Origin of the sequence: Streptomyces sp. NBC_01077 (assembly GCF_045162855.1) — a bacterium.
Lineage (GTDB): Bacteria > Actinomycetota > Actinomycetes > Streptomycetales > Streptomycetaceae > Streptomyces.
Genome location: NZ_CP108669.1, coordinates 6,487,835 through 6,503,275 on the forward strand (window position 1 = coordinate 6,487,835; position 15,441 = coordinate 6,503,275).

A 15,441-nucleotide genomic window follows, 5' to 3' on the forward strand; every position below is an offset into this window, starting at 1 on the left:
GCTTGGACCATGGACCCGATCAACCGGGGGCCGGAGGAGTACGGACACGACGGCGAGGGCGACGACGCCCGCCAGGGACGCGGCACGCCCGCGCCCGCACCCGCGCGTGCCCGCGTCGTCCGGCTCGTCTCCGGCGACCTGCTCGTCACCGTCAACCCGGTCGACGGCAGCGAGATCGAACCCTGCCCGCCGGGACAGCAGCCGGCGGCCCCCCGCCCCCGTACCGACGAGGAGCGGGCCGAGGCCGCCCGCGCCGCCACCCCGGCCGTCCCGCCGGGACCCGCCGCGCCCACGCTGCCCCTCCTCGAACGCGGGGAGGAGCGCGAGCGCCTCGCCGGCATCCTCGGCCGCGGCCGCTCCGCCCGGCTCTCCGGCCCCGCCGGATCCGGCCGCACCGCCCTCCTCGAGGCGGTCGCCGCCGACTGCGCCGGCCTCGCGCCCGACGGAGTCGTCCGGCTCTCCGGCCACCACCGCACCCCGGCCGAGCTCCTCCACGAGCTGTTCGCCGCCGTCCGGTACGCCCCCGACCACCGGCCCGGCCGCGCCGTGCTCCTCGACCGGCTCCGCGAGATCGGCGCCGTCGTGGTCGTCGACGACCTGGAGTTCGGCGGCGCCGCCCTCGACGAGTTCCTCGCCGCCGCCCCCGAATGCGCCTTCCTGCTCGCCGCGGGACCCGACACCCCCGCCCCCTCGGTCGACGCCCACGTCGAGGACCTCCACCTCGCCGGCCTCGGCCGCGGCGCCGCACTGAAGCTCCTGGAGAGCGCCGTCGGCCGCACCCTCACCGACGACGAGGCCAACTGGGCCGGCGACCTCTGGTTCGAGTCCGAGGGCCTGCCGCTGCGCTTCGTCCAGGCCGGGGCCCTGCTCCGCCAGCGCGACCGGCTCCGCGTCACCCCCGCCGAGTTCGACGCCTTCGGCGCCCTCGAAGAGGCCTTCGGGCCGACCGACCCCGACGCGGCCGCGGCCGCCGCCGCGGCAGCGTTCGACGGAGTCGACGACCCCGACGTCGAACTGCGCGAGATACCCCTGCCCAGCCTCGGCGAGGGCGCCGCCCCCGCCGCCCTGCTCGCCTCCCGCCTCAGCCGCTCCGCCCAGACCGCCCTGCGCTTCGCCGTCGCCCTCGGCGGCGAGGTCCCGCACCAGGCCCATCTGCCGGCCCTCGTCGGCGACACCCACGCCGACGCCGCCCTCGGCGAACTCATGGCCTGCGGTCTGCTCTCCCCGGTCGGCCCCCGCTACCGGCTCGCCGCCGGGGTCCTCACCCAGCTCCTCGCCCAGGGGTACGGGCCCGACGACGCTGCCGCCGACCGCGCCCACACCGTCGCCCAGCACTACGCCTGGTGGGCCGCCCACCCCTCCGTCACCCCCGAGCGGGCCGCCGCCGAGTCCGACGCCCTCCTCGCCGCCCTGACCGTCCTCGTCACCGGCACCGGAGGCACCCCCGACACGGACGCCGAGCACCGCGCCACCGCCGTCCTGCTCGCCCGCGCCGCCGCCCCCGCCTTCGCCGCCGGACTGCACTGGGGCGCCTGGGAGCGGGCCCTGCGCGCCGGCCAGGAGGCCGCCCGGTTCACCGGCGAGGTCGCCGAGGAGGCCTACTTCCACCACGAGCTGGGCGTCCTCGCCCTGTGCGCCGGGAACCTGGAGCGGGCCCGCGCCGAGCTCGAGGCCTCCATCGGCATGCGCGGGGTGCTCGCCGACAAGCGCGGCACCGTCGCGGGCCGTCGGGCGCTCGCCCTCGTCGCCGACCTCGCCGGGGAGCACGCCGCCGCGGCCGTGACCCGTGCCGAGGAGCCCGTCTCGCCGCCGCGCGGCACCCCGGCCCTGCGCGGCCCCGCCCGCAGACCGGGCCCCGAGCCCGTCACGGCGCCGCTGCCGGGCGGAGCCGTACGGCAGGCCCCGTCGGCCGGCGGTCCCGGACGAGGCCCGGCGCAGGCCCCGATCCCGGCGTTCCCCGACTTCGCCGACGAGGGTCCGACGCTCATCGCCCGCCCCGACGCCGTCAAGGGCACCGGCCGCCCGAGCCTCAAGGGCGGCATCATCAACGGCGCCCGCCGCAACCTCGCCGCCGTCGGCGCGGGTGCGCTCCTCGTCGCCGTCCTCGGCACCGTCGTGACCCTCGGCGCCACCTCGGGCAACGGCGAGGACCCGGCCACCAACCGCGTCACCTCCGACAGCACGGCCACCGAGGACTCCACCGACGACGGCCTCGACGGCGAGGAGCAGCCGGACGAGGGCGGGGCGGGGGAGCCCGGCGAGACCGGCGAGGCCACCCGCTCCGGCTCCCCGAGCCCGTCCGTCTCCGGGAGCGCCTCCCCGTCGGACCCGTCGAGCTCGGGCACCCCCGGCACCCCGGGAACCTCCGGCACCCCGTCGCCCTCGGGCAGCCCGACGACCACGACGCCGCCCGCGACGACGAAGCCGCCGACGAACCCGACCACGCGGCCGCCGCGGCCCACGACGACGCCCCCGAAGCCGCCGACCACGACGATCAAGCCGCCGACGACGACCCCTCCGCCGGTGACGACGACCCCGCCGCAGCCGACCACGGACCCGCCGACCACCGCTCCGACGACGGAGGAGAACAGCCCCAGCAACTCCGCCTCCTCGACGCTCGGCGGCTCGCCGGCCCCCGACGGCTCCACCGGCTCGCAGACGCCCGCCTGACGGACGTACGGAGACGGGGACGGCCCCGGGCGCGTTCACCGCACCCGGGGCCGTCCCCGTACCGCTGCCTGCGCCGCTGTCAGAACAGCCGCAGCTTGTCGTCCTCGATGCCGCGCAGCGCGTTGTAGTCCAGGACCACGCAGCCGATCCCGCGGTCCGTCGCGAGCACCCGCGCCTGCGGCTTGATCTCCTGCGCCGCGAAGACGCCCCGCACCGGCGCGAGGTGCGGGTCGCGGTTGAGCAGCTCCAGGTAGCGGGTCAGCTGCTCGACGCCGTCGATCTCGCCGCGCCGCTTGATCTCCACCGCGACCGTCGCGCCGTCCGAGTCCCGGCACAGGATGTCCACCGGGCCGATCGCGGTCGGGTACTCGCGGCGGATCAGGGTGTAGCCCTCGCCGAGGGTCTCGATGCGGTCGGCGAGCAGTTCCTGGAGGTGCGCCTCGACGCCGTCCTTGATGAGACCCGGGTCCACACCCAGCTCGTGCGAGGAGTCGTGGAGGATCTCCTCCATCGTGATGATCAGTTTCTCGCCCGCTTTGTTGATCACGGTCCAGATGCCGGCCTCACCGTCGGCACCCTCCTTCAGGGTGCACGGCGGGGACATCCAGTTGAGCGGTTTGTACGCCCGGTCGTCCGCGTGGATGGAGACGCTGCCGTCTGCCTTGATCAGGATCAGACGGGGCGCGGAGGGCAGGTGGGCCGTGAGCCGGCCCGCGTAGTCCACGGAGCAACGGGCAATGACGAGACGCATGGTCGCCAACGCTACAAGACGGGCGCTCTTCCGCGCGATTCGGGCATCACCCGGGCACCCCCTGGGCATGATCCTGAGCCGAACACCCGTCGGTTATCAGCCGGTTGTGTTCCCCATCTCCTGGTGCGGTCAGGATTGCGCGCTTACCGTGGAAGCTGGAGGTCGTCGTCCGTGCACGCTGCGTGTCGGCCGACCGGCCTTCGTCCCTGCCCGCAAGACCCCGCGCGCGGGGTCGCGAGAGGAGAACCCATGTCGCTCGACGTCTCACCGGCACTGTTGGAACAGGCCGAGCGAGGCGAGGTCGACGAAGCCGACTTCGTCGACTGCGTCCGGACCTCCCTGCCCTACGCATGGGAGATGATCAGTTCTCTGGTGGCTCAGCTGAAGGTCGACGGCGGAGAGTTCGCCGACAACCAGACGCCGCCGCCGAATGAGCAGGCACGTGGTCAGCTGCTGCGCGCGCTCGCGAGCGATGCCATTCGTGGTGCGCTGCAGCGGCATTTCGGGGTGCGTCTCGCCTTCCAGAACTGCCACCGGGTGGCGGTGTTCCCGCTGGACCCGTCGGTGGACGAGCGGCTCGCCCGCTTCACGTCCGTACGGGGGCAGCTGCTGAACCAGTCGCCGGAACTGCGCGACTGCTGAGACATGGTGCTGCCGCTCCGCATCGCGGGAGACGCGATCGATGCGTGTCGACGCGCATCGCCGCGACGGAGATGCCGGAGCGGCAGCACGGTCCCCCTGTCCTTCCGCTGCCCGTGCGGTCAGACGAGCAGCGGCAGGACCTCCGCGCCGAGCCGCCGCACGTTCTCCTCGGTCGACGCGAGGTCGCCCGTGCCCTCGGCGAGCAGGGCGAAGCGGGTGATGCCCGTGCGCTCCGCCGTCGCCGCGAGCCGGTCCGCCGCGCGCCGGGGCGTGCCCACCGGGTGCAGACCGCACAGCAGCTCCGTGTACGCCACGGGGTCCCGCATCGCCCGGTGCCGGCCGTCGACCGTCACATGCGCGTCGAGGCCCTGCTTCAGCCAGCCCGGCATCGCCTTCACCAGCGCCTCGGCCGCGTCCGCCCCCCGGTCCGCGAGCTGGGCCACGCCCGCCGAGACATGGTGGGCCCCGATCCGCGCGATCTCGTCCGGGTCCCGCCCGGCCTCCCGCGCGCAGCGCGCCCAGGCCGTGACCATCTCGGCCTTCTCCTCGTCGCCGCAGTGCATCCCGAGCAGCATCGGCAGTCCGCGCTCGGCGGCGAGCCGCACACTCTTCGGCGAGGTGCAGGCCACCACGACCTCGGGGGCGGCCTCCCCGCCGATGAGCTCGTCGGGGCGGGGCACCACCGGCACTTCACGGAAGGCGAATCGTTCTCCCTCGGCGCCGACACGAGGCTCGGAGAGCCAGCGCAGCAGCAGGTCGAGCGCTTCGGGGAAGCCCTGCTCGTACGCGCCGAGGCCCGCGCCGAAGACCTCCAGGTCGACCCAGGGTCCGCCGCGGCCCACCCCCAGGGTGAATCTGCCGCCCGATGTGAGGTGCAGCAGCGCCGCCTGCTCGCCCAGGGCGACCGGGTGGACGTTCGGCAGCACACTCACCGCCGTGCCCACCCGCAGCCGCCGTGTGCGGCCCAGGATCAGCGCGGCCAGTGTCACGGCCGAGGGGCAGACCCCGTACGGCACGAAATGGTGCTCGGCCAGCCAGACCGAGTCGAGGCCCGCCTCCTCGGCGACCTCGGCGGTCCGCACCGCCCGGTGCAGGGCCTCACCCTGTCCCTGGCCCGGGAACTGGGCGGCCAGAACGAACGTACCCACGCGCATCGCCTTGTGCCTCCTTTGCGGCCGACGCGTAACTCCCCTCGCACCGGCACCAACGTCTGACACGTGCCAAAGGCAACGGCCGTTCATGAAGTTCTTGCGATTTTCGGCTAAGCCCTCATGGATGGGGCCCGGGGCACCACATGGCGGCCCGTAGGCTTGACGGAACGTTCCGTGTCCCCGGACCCCGTGAGGTGTGCCCGTGTCCCCGCGCCACAACCGCTCCCGAGGCGGCGAGAAGCCCGAGCAGCAGCAGGGCGATCACGACGACCGGTACGGCGGCGTGCAGCGCACCGAGACCTGGCAGGGCGAGGAGTGGTACGTCCGCCTCGTCGCCGGGGCGAGCGCGCCCGGCAAGCGCTACCGCTGCCCCGGCTGCGACCAGGAGATCCCCGGCGGCGCCCCGCACGTGGTCGCCTGGCCGGAGTACGGGGGAGTGGACGACCGGCGCCACTGGCACAAGGCCTGCTGGAACGCGAAGGACCGCCGCACCAGCAGGGTGCAGCGGTCCCGCAACGCGCCGAAGTACTGAGCCCGGCGTACTGAGCCCGGCGTACTGAGGCGCCGATGTTCCGAAGAGCTCCGGGCGCCTACACGTCCCGGCTGTTCAGCAGGGCGAACGCGCCGGCGAGCGCGATCCCCGCGACCCCGGTCATGATCAGCAGCGGCTCCCAGCCCGCGGGGCCCTTGTCGCCGAACGGCGGCTGCGCCGCGTACAGCGAGATCATCTGCGAGGGGATCGCGTACGTCAGGAGCCACTCCTGCACGGACTTCAGCGCCTCGGAGAACATGAACAGCGCCGCCACCAGCGGCAGCAACAGCAGACCGATCATCACCGTGATCGCACCGGCCGAGTGCCGGATCAACGTGCCGAGCGCCAGCGACAGCAGGCCCAACATGGCCAGGTAGGCGCCCGCGCCGACCGTCGCCCGCAGCCACTCGGCCGTCGTGGGCGTGTCCGCCGCGTCCACGATGGCGACCTGCGCCGCGCCCACGAGCGCGGCGACCACCGTGGTCACCGTGAAGACGAGCACGAAGAACACGACGGCCTTCGCCGTCAGTACCCGGGCCCGGCTCGGGCAGGCCGTCAGGGTCGTACGGATCATGCCGGTGCCGTACTCGGAGGCGACCGTCAGCACGCCGAGCGTGATCACACAGATCGAGGCCGGCAGCATCCCGAAGAAGCCGAAGCCGAGCGCCGACTCCTCGCCCATCGCCTCCTCGCCGGCGTTGGCGGCGATCGCCGCCACCCCCAGGCCGATGGCCAGCATCAGCAGGATCATGACCCCGAGCGTCCACAGCGTCGAACGCACCGAGCGGATCTTCGTCCACTCGGAGGCGAGGGCGTCACCGAGGTGCGCCCTGCGGACCGGGATGGGGGAGACGTAGACGTGCGGCGCCGGAGCGTGGTGCGGGGCGGGGGCGGTCATCGGGCGTCCTTGGTGGTGTCGCTCGGCTGAGGGGTGCCCGGCTGCGGAGCGGCCGGAGGGGCGTACGGAGCCGGCACGGGCTGCTGGCCGGGAGCCCCGGCGTACGGGTTGTGCCCGGGCGGCGGCGGGGCGTACCAGCCCTGCTGCGGCACGTCCTGGACCACCGGCTGCGGCGGCATCCCGTACCCGGGGTGGCCGGGCTGCTGCGGCGGCTGGAGGTGCGCGAGCCGGTCGTCGGTGGAGCGGTAGTCCACGGCGCCCTGGGTCATCCGCATGTACGCCTCTTCGAGGGAGGCCTGGTGCGGGGACAGCTCCCAGAGCCGTACGTCCGCGTCGTGCGCGAGGTCGCTGATCCTCGGCAGGGGCAGTCCCGTCACCCGCAGGGCGCCGTCCGGCTCCGAGAGGACCTGGCCGCCGGCCTCCATGAGGGCCGCCGTCAGCTTCTCCCGCTGACCCGGATCGGTCTGGGGGGTCCGCACCCGGGCGAAGTCGGCGGAGTTCGCCGAGATGAAGTCCGTGACGCTCATGTCCGCGAGCAGCTGCCCCCGGCCGATCACGATCAGATGGTCGGCGGTGAGGGCCATCTCGCTCATGAGGTGGCTGGAGACGAAGACCGTCCGCCCCTCGGAGGCCAGCTTCTTCATCAGGTTGCGGACCCAGAGGATGCCCTCCGGGTCCAGGCCGTTGACCGGCTCGTCGAAGAGCAGCACCTGCGGGTCGCCGAGGAGCGCCGCCGCGATGCCGAGCCGCTGGCCCATGCCGAGCGAGAAGCCCTTGGAGCGCCGCTTGGCCACGTCCTGCAGGCCGACGACCCCCAGGACCTCGTCGACGCGCTGCGCCGGGATGCCGGCGAGCTGCGCGAGCGACAGCAGATGGCTGCGCGCGCTCCGCCCGCCGTGCACGGCCTTGGCGTCGAGGAGCGCGCCGACCTGCCGGGGCGCGTTCGGCAGCTGCCGGAAGGGGTGGCCGCCGATCGTCACATGACCCGCGCTGGGCCGGTCGAGGCCCAGGATCATGCGCATCGTGGTCGACTTGCCGGACCCGTTGGGACCCAGGAACCCGGTGACGACACCGGGCCTCACCTGGAAGGAAAGGTTGTACACGGCCGTCTTGGCGCCGTAGCGCTTCGTCAGGCCGACTGCCTCGATCATTCTCCAGCCCCATCGACAGGTCGGTCGCACCAGTGTCGGGGCGTGGCCGGCCGTCGGCCGGAGCCCCCCGTATGAGCTAGGAGCTTATCCAGCCATTGACGGTTCCGGCGAAGTGGAGACGACCTCCGGGGGGTCTCCGGGGGAAACGTCGGGGTTCTCCCGGAGTCGACTCTCGGGGTCGGAAGCTCAGGCGTCCCGGTTCTTGATGACCAGATAGCCGCCGAGCAGTGCGGCCGCCACCCAGAGCACCATGATCCCGAGCCCGCCCCACGGGCCGTACGGAGCCTCCTCCGTGTTCATGGCGTCCGGCACGACCTGCATGATCTTCGCGCCGGCCTGGTCGGGGAAGTAGCGGGCCACCTCCTTGGCCTTCGGTACGGCCGAAAGGATCTGCGAGACCAGGAAGAAGAACGGCACCAGGATGCCGAGCGAGAGCATCGACGAGCGCAGCATCGCCGCCACGCCCATGGAGAACAGGGCGATCAGGCCCATGTAGAGCCCGGCGCCGACCACCGCCCGCAGCACGTTGTCGTCGCCGATCGAGGCCCGGTGCTCGCCGAGCAGCGCCTGCCCCAGGAAGAAGGAGACGAAGCTCGTCGCGAGACCCACCAGGAACGCGAGCCCGCCCGCCACCGCGATCTTCGAGAAGAGGAAGGTCGCGCGCTGCGGCACGGCCGCGAGCGAGGTGCGGATCATGCCCGAGGAGTACTCGGTCCCCACCACCAGGACGCCGAAGACCACCATCGCCAGCTGACCGAGGATCATCCCGGAGAAGCTGACGAACGTCGGGTCGAAGGTGGCCTGCTCGGCCTCGCTCAGGTCGGTGAAGCTGGAGTTCAGCACGGCGCTCAGCGCCGCGCTCATCGCCACCGTGACGAGGAAGGCGCTCGCCAGGGTCCAGACGGTCGACGACACCGTCCGGATCTTGGTCCACTCGGACTGCAGGACCGCGGATGCCGCTGCCATCGTTCAGGCTCCCTGGGAGGTCGTGCCCCACTGGGGGCCGGGCGCCGGGGCGCCACCGTGGATATCGGTGCCGTGCGAGTGGTACTCCACCGCACTCGCCGTCATCTGCATGAAGGCCTCTTCGAGCGAGGCGCGCTGGGAGCTCAGCTCGTGCAGCACGAGCCCGTGTTCGGCGGCGAGTTCGCCCAGCTTCTCGGTCGTCGCCCCGTCCACCTCGAGGACGCCGCTGCCCGCCTCGACCACGATGAACCCATTGGCGTGCAGCACGTCCCGGAGCTGCTCCTGCTGCGGCGAGCGCAGCCGTACATAACTCCTGGAATTCTCATGGATGAAATCCGCCATCGACGTGTCGGCCAGCAGCTTTCCCTGGCCGATCACGATCAGATGATCGGCCGTCAGCGCCATTTCACTCATCAGATGGCTGGAAACGAAGATCGTCCGGCCCTCGGCCGCCAACGCCTTCATCAGATTGCGGATCCAGTGAATTCCCTCGGGGTCCAGACCATTGACGGGCTCGTCGAACATCAGGATCTCGGGATCGCCGAGCAGTGCGGACGCGATGCCGAGCCGCTGCCCCATACCGAGGGAGAAACCTTTCGACTTCTTCCTCGCGACCGGCGTCAGACCCACCAGGTCCAGGACCTCGCTCACCCGGCGCTCCGGGATGCGGTTCGACTGCGCGAGACACAGCAGGTTGTTGTACGCCGAGCGGCCGCCGTGCATCGCCTTGGCGTCGAGCAGCGCCCCGATGTACTTCAGGGGCTCTTCGAGCTCCCGGTAGTGCTTGCCGTCGATCCGGACCCTCCCGCTCGTCGGGTTGTCCAGGTCCAGCATCATCCGCATCGTCGTGGACTTGCCCGCCCCGTTGGGCCCGAGGAAGCCGGTGACCACGCCAGGACGCACCTGGAACGAGAGGTGGTCGACCGCGATCTTCGCCCCGTAGCGCTTCGTCAGGCCCTCAAGCTCGATCATGCGTCCCAACCTAAGGGCGCGCAAAACCCCCCGCCACCGGAATGACAGGGGGTTCTGGGGAACGCTGCGTACTCGTTACCGGCGGTGCGTCAGGGCGACCGCTACCGCCGGGACGGGTGGTGTCAGCGGGACTGCTGGGCCGGAACGCCGGCCGGGCGCTCGTCGTCGATCGGGGAGCCGGCCGCCGCCACCGCGGCACCGGTCAGCGTCGCCAGCATCTCGCGGACGTTGGTCAGCTGCGCGTTGATCGAGTCGCGGCGGTTCGTCAGCGCCGCGAGCTCGCGCTCCGATTCGCTGCGGATCCGGTCGGCCTTGGCGTTCGCGTCGGCCACGATGTCCTCGGCCTGGCGCTGCGCGGTCTCCACCGTCTGACGGGCCCGGCGCTCCGCGTCCGTACGCAGCTTCTCGGCCTCCAGGCGGAGCTGCTCGGCGCGGTGCTCGATCTCCGCCAGACGCTTCTCGGCCTTGGCCTGACGCGAGGCCAGGTCGCGCTCCGACTGCTCGCGGCGCTTGGCCAGGTTGGTCTCGAAGTCCGCGGCGGCCTGGGCGGCCTTGGCGCGGGTCTCCTCGAAGAGGGCGTCCGCCTCCTCGCGCTTCGACTGCGCGTCCTTCTGCGCCTCGGCGCGCATCGTGTTGGCCTCGCCCTGGGCCTTCTCGACGATCCGGACGCCCTCGTCCTCGGCCTTCGACTTGCGCTCGGCCGCGAAGGACTCCGCGTCGTTGCGCACCTGCTGGGCGGCCGACTCGGCCAGCTCGCGGTGCTGCTCGGCGGCGCGACGGGCCTCCTCACGCAGGTCCTTCGCCTCCTCCTCGGCGAGCCGGAGGATCTTCTCGACCCGGGCGCCGAGCCCCGCGTACGACGGCTCGGCGTCGGTGACCTGCGCCTGGGCGTTCTGCGTCTCGAGGTGGAGTTCCTCGATGCGCTTCTCCAGGGAGGTGATACGGGACAGCGCACTGTCGCGGTCGGACACGAGCTTGGTAATGCGGTCGTCCACCTGACCGCGGTCGTAACCGCGCCGCACGAGCTCGAAGCCGAAGGGGGAGGATGTGTCGCTCATGGGTTTCCTGTCGAATGAGACCGGTGAGGTGTTAGAGGGAATCCTAGGGGCCGAAGCGGCGTGTCATCGAGCGTATGCCCGTTTCATCTGGAGAATGTCCAGCCTTTTGAGTGGCTAGCCGTCCTGGGGCTTGCCACTCGAACGAGTGGACCCCGCCGACGCGCCCGCCTTGACCCCATCCTTCGTGCCGGCGGACGGAGTCTCGAAAGACTCCAACGCCTCCAGTACGTCCTGGACACGGGAGATCTCGGCATTGATGTCCTTGCGGCGCCGCACGAGCACCTCCAGCTCCCGCTGGCCCTCCTCGATCGTCTTCTCGGCCTCGGCCCGCGCCTCCGCCAGGGTCCGTTCGGCCTCGGCCTTGATGCCCTCGGCCTCCGCGACGAGTGAGGCCTTCTTCTGCTCGGCCTCCTTGAGGAGCGCCTCGGCCTTGCGGACCGCGGCGATACGGACCTTGCTCGCCTCCGAACTCGCCTCGGAGACAAGCTCCTTGGCCTTCTCCTCGGCCTCGGTGCGCTGTTCCGTCGCGGCCTTCACCAGGTTGTCGACCCGCTCGCCCGCCGTCTTCATCTGCTCGGCGCTCTCGCGGCGCGCCCGCTCGTGCAGCTCCTCGATCTCGCCCTCGATCCGGCCCCGCAGCTCCTCGGCCCGCTCCCTTATGGCCGTCGCGTCGCCGCGTGCCCCGACCAGGAGTTCGTCCGCGTCCGTACGGGCCTTCTCCACCGTCGAGTTGCCCTCGACGGTGGCCTCGGCGACGATCCGCTCGGCCTCCTTGCGGGCGGCGCCGACCATCGTGTCGGCCTGCGACTCGGCCTCGGTGGTGGCGCGCAGCGCCTCCTCCTGGGCCTTGCCGATGAGCTGGTCGGCCTGCTCGGCCGCGTCCGAACGCTTCCGGGCGCCGGCCTCGCGCGCCTCGTCGAGCGTCCGGTCCGCCTCCTCGCGGGCCTCCGAACGCATCTGCTCGGCCGCGGCCTCGGCGTCCGCCTTGAGCCGCTCCGATTCGGAACGGATCCGCTCGGCGTCCTGCTGGGCGGAGCCCACCGTCGCCTCGGCCTCGGAGCGCGCGTCCGCCGTGACGGCGTCGGCGAGTTCGCCCGCCTCGCGGGTGACCCGCTCCGCCTCGGCGTTCGCCTCGCGGGTGAGCCGCTCGGCCTCGCTCGTCGCCTCGGCGAGGAGGGCGTCGGCCTGTTCGGCGGCGTCGCTCCTGCGCTTGTCGGCGGCCTTGCGGGCCTCGTCGAGGACCTGCTCGCCGTCGGCCAGGGCCGCGTTCCGCAGAGCCTGCGCGTGTGCCTCCCCGTCGACCTTGACCTGTTCGGCCTCGGTGCGGAGCCGTCGGGCGTCCTGCTCGGTGGTCTCCATGAGCTCGACCGCCTCGGCGGTGAGCCGCTCGGCCTCCGCGGCCGTCTCGCGGGTGAGCCGCTCGGCCTCGCTCGTCGCCTCGGCGAGGAGGGCGTCGGCCTGTTCGGCGGCGTCGCTCCTGCGCTTGTCCGCCGCCTGACGGGCCTCGTCCAGGACCTGCTCGCCGTCGGCGACCGCGGCCGCCCGAAGGGCCTCCGCGTGTGCCTCCCCGTCGACCTTGACCTGTTCGGCCTCGGTGCGGAGCCGTCGGGCGTCCTGCTCGGTGGTCTCCATGAGCTCGACCGCCTCGGCGGTGAGCCGCTCGGCCTCGCTCGTCGCCTCGGCGAGGAGGGCGTCGGCCTGTTCGGCGGCGTCGCTCCTGCGCTTGTCCGCCGCCTGACGGGCCTCGTCCAGGACCTGCTCCGCCTCGGCGGCGATCCGCTCCGCCTCCGTACGGGCCTCGCCGACCAGCGATTCGGCACGCTCGGCGGCCTCCGAACGGATCCGGTTCGCGTCCTCGCGTGCGTCGGCCCGGGTGCGGGACGCGTCCTGCTCGGCCGAGGCGAGGGAATCCGTCACCTCGGTCCGTACCCGCTGCGCGTAGTCGGCGGTGTCCGCCCGCAGCTTCTCCGACTCGGCGAGCGCGTCGGTGACCGTCCGCTCGGCCAGCGCCTTCGCGGCCTCGGTCTCCTCCTGGGAACGCGCCCGCGTGCGGGCGGCGTCCTCGGACGCCCGCTCCCGCTCCTCGTACGCGTCGGCGCGGACCCGGTCCGCCTCCTCCTGCGCCTCGGTACGCGTCCGCTCCGCCGCATGCTCGGCGGCGCTGCGCAGCCCGGAGATCTCCTCCTCGGCCTGCTCGCGCAGACCCGCCACCGAGTCCCGTACCTCCTGGGCGGTCTGCTCGGCCGCGGTGACCATCTCGGTCGCCCGCGTGTCCGCCTCCTCGACCAGGCGCTGCGCCTCGACCTGCGCGTCCTCGACGCGCTTGCGGGCGGCGGCGAGGAGCTCCTCGGACTGCTCGCGGGCGTGCTCGCGCTCCCGGCCGGCCTCGGAACGGGCCGACTCCAGCGTCTCCTCGGCCTCCCGGCGGCGCCGGACGGCCTCCTCCTGCGCGGCGGCCAGGGCCTCGGCGGCCTCGGCGGCGACCCGCTCGGCGGCCGCGGCGGCCTCGGCCCGTACCCGGTCGGCGGTCTCCTGGGCCTCCGACCGCAGCCGCTCGGCCTCCTCGGCGGCCTCCGTACGGAGCCGTCCCGCCGCGGTCTCCGCCTCGGTACGCGTGGTGGACGCGTCCGACGCGGCCTCGGCGCGCAGCCGCTCGGCCTCCTGCTCGGCCTGCTGCTGGAGCGTACGGATGCGCTCGGCGGACTCGGTCCGCAGCCGCTCCGTCTCCTCGGCGGCCTCGCGCCGGATCAGCTCGCCCTCGGCACGCGCGTCGGTGAGCTCCTCCCCGGCCGCCACGACCTTCGCCTCGGCGTCGGTGTGCAGCCGGGTCAGCTCCTCGGCCGCCTCCGCGCGGCGGGCCTCGGCGGCCCGCTCGGCGTCGGCGCGCAGCCCGGCGGCGGCCTCCTCGGCCGCGGCCTTCACCGACTCGGCCTGCTCCTCGGCCTCGGCGCGCAGCCGCTCGGCCTCGGCGCGGGTGCGCTCCAGGGTCTCCTCGGCCTGCGTCCGGAGCGTCTGGGCGCGCTCCATGGCCTCCGACTTGACCCGCTCGCTCTCGGCGCCGGCCTTCGTCCGCATCTCGTCGGCGTCGGTACGGGCCTTGGTGAGGAGCTCCTCGGCGCTGCTGGCAGCCTCCTCGATCTGCTGGACGGCCTCGCGGCGGGCCTCGCCGCGGATCCGCTCGCCCTCCGCGATGGCCTCGGCGCGCAGCTGCTCGGCCTCGCCGCGCAGCCGGCGCGCCTCCTCCTGCAGCTCGACCGTCTTGGCGCGGTATTCCTTGGTGTCGTCCTTCGCCGAACCGAGCAGCTCGTCGGCCTGTTCCTCCGCCTGGGAGCGCAGCCGGTCGATCTCGGCCTCGGTCTCGCGGCGGATCCGCTCGGCCTCCTCGGAGGCCTTGCGGGTGGTCTCCCGGGCGTCGTCGGACGCCTTGGTGAGGATCTCCTCGGCGTTGCGCGCGGCCTTGGCGAGTGCGGCGGCGGAGTCCTCGGCGGCGACCGTACGGGCGTTCTCGGAGGCCTCCGAGACGAGCTTCTCCGCCTCGGCGGTCGCCTCGCGCAGCTTCTCCGCGGCCTCGGCCTTCAGCGCTTCGGCGTCCTTGGTGGCCTCGCCGACGAGCCGGGCGATCTCCGTCTTCGCGGTGCGGGTGCGCTGCTCGTTGACCGACTCGGCGGTGGCGAGCTGCTTGGCGGCGGCGTCCTTGGCCTCGCTGAGGGCCTTCTCGGCCTCGGCGCGGGCGACGCGCAGCTTCTCCTCGGCCTCCTGCATGCGCTGCTCGGCGGCGCGGGAGAGCTCGGTGGCCTGCCGGCGGGCCTGGTCGGTCTCGGCGGTGGTGGTCGAGCGGAGCTGCTCGGCGTGGCTGGTGGCCTCCTGCGCCTGGCTGGAAGCGGCGCCGAGGAGCCGCTCGGCGTCCTTGCGGGCACGCAGCAGAATCGCTTCGGCCTCGGCGCGGGCGGCCTCGGCCTCGGTGCCGACGCGCCGGCTGGTCTCCTCGGCGAGGCGGGTGGCCTCGGCGCGTGCGGTGGCGAGCGACTGCTCGGCCTCCGCGCGGGACTCCTCCATCAGACGGCGGGCCTGGGACTCCGTACGGGCGCGGAGCTGCTCGGCCCAGGCGACGTTCTCGTTGACGTGCGCCTCGACGGTCTGCCGGCGCTCGCTGAGTTCCTGGTCCAGCTGCTGGCGGCGCTGGACCGCCTCGTTGTGCAGTTCGGCCTGGAGCCGGGACTGGTGCTCGGCGTGCTCCTGGAGGATGCGCTGGGTCTGGGCGCGGGCATCCCGGAGCTCGCGCTCGGCGTCCTGGCGCAGCTGCTCGGCCTGCGCCTGCGCGTTCCGCAGCAGCTGCTCGGCCTGGTAGCCGATGTCCGCGCTGTCGTAGGCGGGTCGGGACGCGATGGTGCGGCGCGCCTCGTGGAGCTTGGCGCGCAAGACCTCGACCTGGTATCCGAGGTCCTCGGCGTGCTGGACGGCCTTCTCGCGCTCGGTCTTCAGCCGGTCCATCTCGGCTTCGAACCTGGCGAGATGGTCGTCTTCAGCTCGGTGGCTCTCCTGGCGTTCGTAGCCCCGCACTGCGCGGTCCATCCGTCCCCTGGTCGCAACACTCCAACGAGCACCGCCCTCACGGCCGAGGACGGACCCCCGGGGAATCGTGGCAGATCG

The 15,441-nt window shown here is 73.2% G+C and carries 11 protein-coding genes; 3 read left to right on the forward strand and 8 right to left on the reverse strand.

Annotated features, from left to right (window positions below; translation table 11 throughout):
• Positions 1 to 9: 9 nt before the first annotated feature.
• On the forward strand, positions 10 to 2,670 hold the full coding sequence (locus OG462_RS29595) for an ATP-binding protein (protein WP_406062221.1): 2,661 nt from the start codon (positions 10 to 12) through the stop codon (positions 2,668 to 2,670).
• A gap of 79 nt (positions 2,671 to 2,749) precedes the next feature.
• Here OG462_RS29595 and nucS read toward each other — a convergent pair whose 3' ends face one another.
• Complete coding sequence (gene nucS / locus OG462_RS29600) at positions 2,750 to 3,421, reverse strand: endonuclease NucS (RefSeq protein WP_406062223.1); 672 nt, start codon at positions 3,419 to 3,421, stop codon at positions 2,750 to 2,752.
• Positions 3,422 to 3,670: 249 nt separating this feature from the next.
• Between nucS and OG462_RS29605 the strand changes: the two genes are divergently transcribed.
• On the forward strand, positions 3,671 to 4,063 hold the full coding sequence (locus tag OG462_RS29605) for an SCO5389 family protein (RefSeq protein ID WP_015036224.1): 393 nt from the start codon (positions 3,671 to 3,673) through the stop codon (positions 4,061 to 4,063).
• A 119-nt stretch (positions 4,064 to 4,182) separates the two neighbouring features.
• Here OG462_RS29605 and OG462_RS29610 read toward each other — a convergent pair whose 3' ends face one another.
• Positions 4,183 to 5,217 carry an LLM class flavin-dependent oxidoreductase gene (locus OG462_RS29610; RefSeq protein WP_406062224.1) on the reverse strand — a complete coding sequence of 345 codons (1,035 nt, stop codon included), beginning with the start codon at positions 5,215 to 5,217 and terminating at the stop codon, positions 4,183 to 4,185.
• 199 nt (positions 5,218 to 5,416) lie between these two features.
• Here OG462_RS29610 and OG462_RS29615 point away from each other — a divergent pair, with 199 nt between their 5' ends.
• Positions 5,417 to 5,746 carry an ATP/GTP-binding protein gene (locus OG462_RS29615; RefSeq protein ID WP_406062226.1) on the forward strand — a complete coding sequence of 110 codons (330 nt, stop codon included), beginning with the start codon at positions 5,417 to 5,419 and terminating at the stop codon, positions 5,744 to 5,746.
• Positions 5,747 to 5,804: 58 nt separating this feature from the next.
• Here OG462_RS29615 and OG462_RS29620 read toward each other — a convergent pair whose 3' ends face one another.
• The 6 genes from OG462_RS29620 to scy form a co-directional block, all read right to left on the reverse strand.
• Positions 5,805 to 6,644, reverse strand: a complete 840-nt coding sequence (locus tag OG462_RS29620; RefSeq protein WP_406062228.1) for an ABC transporter permease — start codon at positions 6,642 to 6,644, stop codon at positions 5,805 to 5,807.
• Positions 6,641 to 7,795, reverse strand: coding sequence for an ABC transporter ATP-binding protein (locus OG462_RS29625; protein WP_406062230.1), 1,155 nt, complete (start codon positions 7,793 to 7,795; stop codon positions 6,641 to 6,643). The genes OG462_RS29620 and OG462_RS29625 overlap by 4 nt, the downstream gene beginning before the upstream one ends.
• 186 nt (positions 7,796 to 7,981) lie before the next feature.
• Positions 7,982 to 8,761, reverse strand: coding sequence for an ABC transporter permease (locus tag OG462_RS29630; RefSeq protein ID WP_406062232.1), 780 nt, complete (start codon positions 8,759 to 8,761; stop codon positions 7,982 to 7,984).
• Positions 8,762 to 8,764: 3 nt separating this feature from the next.
• The gene (locus OG462_RS29635; RefSeq protein ID WP_406062234.1) at positions 8,765 to 9,733 is read right to left on the reverse strand and encodes an ABC transporter ATP-binding protein; all 969 of its coding nucleotides are present in this window, start codon (positions 9,731 to 9,733) and stop codon (positions 8,765 to 8,767) included.
• A gap of 122 nt (positions 9,734 to 9,855) precedes the next feature.
• The gene (locus tag OG462_RS29640; protein WP_187622557.1) at positions 9,856 to 10,791 is read right to left on the reverse strand and encodes a cellulose-binding protein; all 936 of its coding nucleotides are present in this window, start codon (positions 10,789 to 10,791) and stop codon (positions 9,856 to 9,858) included.
• Between the two features lie 114 nt (positions 10,792 to 10,905).
• Positions 10,906 to 15,351 carry a polarized growth protein Scy gene (gene scy, locus OG462_RS29645; protein WP_406066772.1) on the reverse strand — a complete coding sequence of 1,482 codons (4,446 nt, stop codon included), beginning with the start codon at positions 15,349 to 15,351 and terminating at the stop codon, positions 10,906 to 10,908.
• Positions 15,352 to 15,441 lie beyond the last annotated feature (90 nt).

Excerpts from the sequence above, each read along its gene's own strand:
- OG462_RS29595 (WP_406062221.1), top strand. The coding sequence starts at position 10 with ATGGACCCGATCAACCGGGGGCCGGAGGAGTACGGACACGACGGCGAG.
- nucS (WP_406062223.1), bottom strand. The coding sequence starts at position 3,421 with ATGCGTCTCGTCATTGCCCGTTGCTCCGTGGACTACGCGGGCCGGCTC.
- OG462_RS29605 (WP_015036224.1), top strand. The coding sequence starts at position 3,671 with ATGTCGCTCGACGTCTCACCGGCACTGTTGGAACAGGCCGAGCGAGGC.
- OG462_RS29610 (WP_406062224.1), bottom strand. The coding sequence starts at position 5,217 with ATGCGCGTGGGTACGTTCGTTCTGGCCGCCCAGTTCCCGGGCCAGGGA.
- OG462_RS29620 (WP_406062228.1), bottom strand. The coding sequence starts at position 6,644 with ATGACCGCCCCCGCCCCGCACCACGCTCCGGCGCCGCACGTCTACGTC.
- OG462_RS29625 (WP_406062230.1), bottom strand. The coding sequence starts at position 7,795 with ATGATCGAGGCAGTCGGCCTGACGAAGCGCTACGGCGCCAAGACGGCC.
- OG462_RS29630 (WP_406062232.1), bottom strand. The coding sequence starts at position 8,761 with ATGGCAGCGGCATCCGCGGTCCTGCAGTCCGAGTGGACCAAGATCCGG.
- OG462_RS29635 (WP_406062234.1), bottom strand. The coding sequence starts at position 9,733 with ATGATCGAGCTTGAGGGCCTGACGAAGCGCTACGGGGCGAAGATCGCG.
- OG462_RS29640 (WP_187622557.1), bottom strand. The coding sequence starts at position 10,791 with ATGAGCGACACATCCTCCCCCTTCGGCTTCGAGCTCGTGCGGCGCGGT.